This window comes from Acinetobacter lwoffii (genome assembly GCF_024129115.1).
Taxonomy (GTDB): Bacteria; Pseudomonadota; Gammaproteobacteria; order Pseudomonadales; family Moraxellaceae; genus Acinetobacter; species Acinetobacter lwoffii_T.
The window spans coordinates 1-1,818 of record NZ_JAMXXO010000055.1; the positions used below are offsets into that span (position 1 = coordinate 1).

The window sequence follows — 1,818 nt, forward strand, 5'->3', positions numbered from 1 at the left end:
AAATAGATTCATTTTCGATACTCTTACTTCAAAGCCAAAATTTTTCGGGCACCATTAAGTACGAATAAAGAAACCAGTATGCCAATGATTAAGTCTGGATAAGCTGATCCCGTCCACGCCACGAGTACACCGGCAAATATAACGCCCATATTTACGACAACGTCATTCGCCGAGAAAATCCAACTGGCTTTCATATGTGCGCCATCTTCTCGATGACCAGAAATAAGATATAAGCATGTCACGTTAGCTATAAGTGCGAGCAGGCCAATAACAATCATGAGCGTTGATTCTGGCTCGCTTCCAAACATGAATCGTCTAATGACATCAACAATCACGATAACAGCAAGTAATAACTGAATCCAACCTGCGAAATGGGCTGCTTTTATTTGATATTTCGCAGCTTTTCCGACGGCATATAGCGCAATACCATAAACGGCTGCATCGGCAAACATATCTAGAGAATCAGCAATCAATCCTGTAGACGCAGCAATAATACCGCTGATGAATTCTATAAAGAAAAGTAGAGCATTAATACCTAATAACAGTTTAAGTACTTTAGCTTGTCTCACAGGATCAGGTTCATTAGGTATATCGCCTGAAGAAAGCTGTATTTCATCAAGTTTCGCCCCAAAACCCAGTCCTTCGAGTTTAGCCGTAATTTGCTGAATCCCTTCATTATGGAAGACTTTCAGTTTTCGATTGGGAAGATCAAAAGTAAGACCTTTAACTGCTTCAATATCTGCAAGAGCCATACGGACCATTTGCTCTTCAGCAGAGCAATCCATTTTAGGAATGGTGTAGGTACTTGTTTGCTTAGCCTGTTGATTGCTTATATAAGTTTCAGTCTTCACAAGCTTTGCACCAAAACCCAAAGCTTCAAGTTTGGTGGTTATATTTTCATCTTTTTGATTATGTAGAACCCTTAAAGAACGGTTAGGTAAATCAAAGATGAGTTTTTGAACACCATCAATTGAAGATAGCGCCATACGAACCATCTGTTCTTCCGCAGAACAATCCATTTTGGGAACTAAGTATTCACTCATGTAGTGCGAATCTTTTAAAACGTCTTCAGTGCTTAAATTTTCTTTGGGATCAGAACCACAACAGGATTGAGCGGTATCTTCACAACTGTTTGAAGTGTTACAGCAAGGAGATGAAGATTTTTTTTCTTCCTCTTCACCACAACAGCTAAGCGTATTATCACAATTCTTTGAATTGTTTGCTTCTGCAATTGATGGATGATTTTCTTGTTGAGATTTCTTATCTTCGCATGGTGTTTCTTTACTACATCCACAACCACTCATAATTATACCCATTAAAAAAATTATAAACTTTGAATATTAGAATCCCTATAGTTACTATAGAGTCAAGAATCTTTGGAAATACTAACTCAATGCATTTAAAAATTGGTGAACTCTCTAAAAAAACCTCATGTTCAGTATTAACAATTAGGTTTTATGAAAAGGAAGGTTTAATTCCGGAACCGGAAAGAACGGAAGGAAATTACCGCCTTTACGATGTAGGCTATGTTGAGCGAATTAAATTTATTTTGAATTGCCGAACTTTAAATATGAGTTTGAATGAAATTCGTCAATTACTTACCTATAAAGACAAACCTGAGAAGAATTGTTCAGATGTGAATGAATTAATTGACTTACATGTCAGTGCTATCAGAGAAAATATAATCAAGCAACAAAAGCTTATTGAACAACTATCTGATTTAAGAGGTACTTGTGATGGTTTATGTACAATTGACCAATGTGGAGTTTTAAAAAATCTAGCTTGATTATCTAGACCTATGCTTTTTTTCAAAAAATC

Annotated in this window: 2 protein-coding genes; one reads left to right on the plus strand and one right to left on the minus strand. The window is 36.4% G+C overall.

The genetic code is table 11. The features are described from left to right. Positions 1–23 precede the first annotated feature (23 nt). Positions 24–1,304, minus strand: coding sequence for a cation efflux transmembrane domain-containing protein (locus tag NI470_RS15620; RefSeq protein ID WP_065286527.1), 1,281 nt, complete (start codon positions 1,302–1,304; stop codon positions 24–26). Positions 1,305–1,393: 89 nt separating this feature from the next. Here NI470_RS15620 and cadR point away from each other — a divergent pair, with 89 nt between their 5' ends. Next, positions 1,394–1,786, plus strand: coding sequence for a Cd(II)/Pb(II)-responsive transcriptional regulator (gene cadR, locus NI470_RS15625; protein WP_000550240.1), 393 nt, complete (start codon positions 1,394–1,396; stop codon positions 1,784–1,786). Positions 1,787–1,818 lie beyond the last annotated feature (32 nt).